Source organism: Neobacillus paridis (genome assembly GCF_016765675.1).
GTDB lineage: Bacteria > Bacillota > Bacilli > Bacillales > Cytobacillaceae > Neobacillus > Neobacillus paridis.
Window position 1 is genome coordinate 1 of sequence record NZ_JAESWB010000028.1, and the last position, 559, is coordinate 559.

Consider the following 559-nt stretch of genomic DNA (forward strand, 5'->3'; position numbering starts at 1 on the left):
CCTTGCTGGGGCGCCTGTTGCTGGCAGCCCTTGCCGGCTGGCTGGCCTACCACGCCATGGTGTTCCAGGTGCCGGTGGCGCAGGGATATCGCGAAGCGGCCAGCCTGGCACAAGCCCACACACCGCCTGGCGCCAACGTGCTGATTTCAGCGCATCGCGATGGCAGCTTCATCTTCAACATGCGCGCCGACGGCAAGCGCCGCGACATTGGCACGCGGCGGGCGGACAAGCTGTTCGTCGAGATCAACATCATGCGCCAGCTTGGCATACGCGACCGTGAGCTGAACCAGGACGCCATCCTGAAGATCCTCAACGACCAGAACATCGCGGTGGTCGTGGCGCAGACAGGTTATCTGGCGGACCAGCCCAGCATGCAGCAATTCGAGCGCCTGCTGGAAAGCGGAGGCGCGTTTTCCATCGTTGGGCGCGTGCCCTTGCGCGGTGACTTGCGCAAGGACGAACGTGAGCTGGTGGTATATGCGAGGAAGTGAAGTGGCATGCCGGCGCGGCCTTCCGTCAGGAGTGGGATCTGATAGCCGCTTGCTGCCTCTTCCTTCTC

The 559-nt window shown here is 63.5% G+C and carries 1 protein-coding gene; it reads left to right on the plus strand.

Annotated features, from left to right (window positions below):
* The coding region (locus JK635_RS27855; protein ID WP_202652755.1) for a hypothetical protein at positions 1–491 on the plus strand (491 nt) is incomplete at its 5' end.
* Between the last annotated feature and the right edge of the window lie 68 nt (positions 492–559).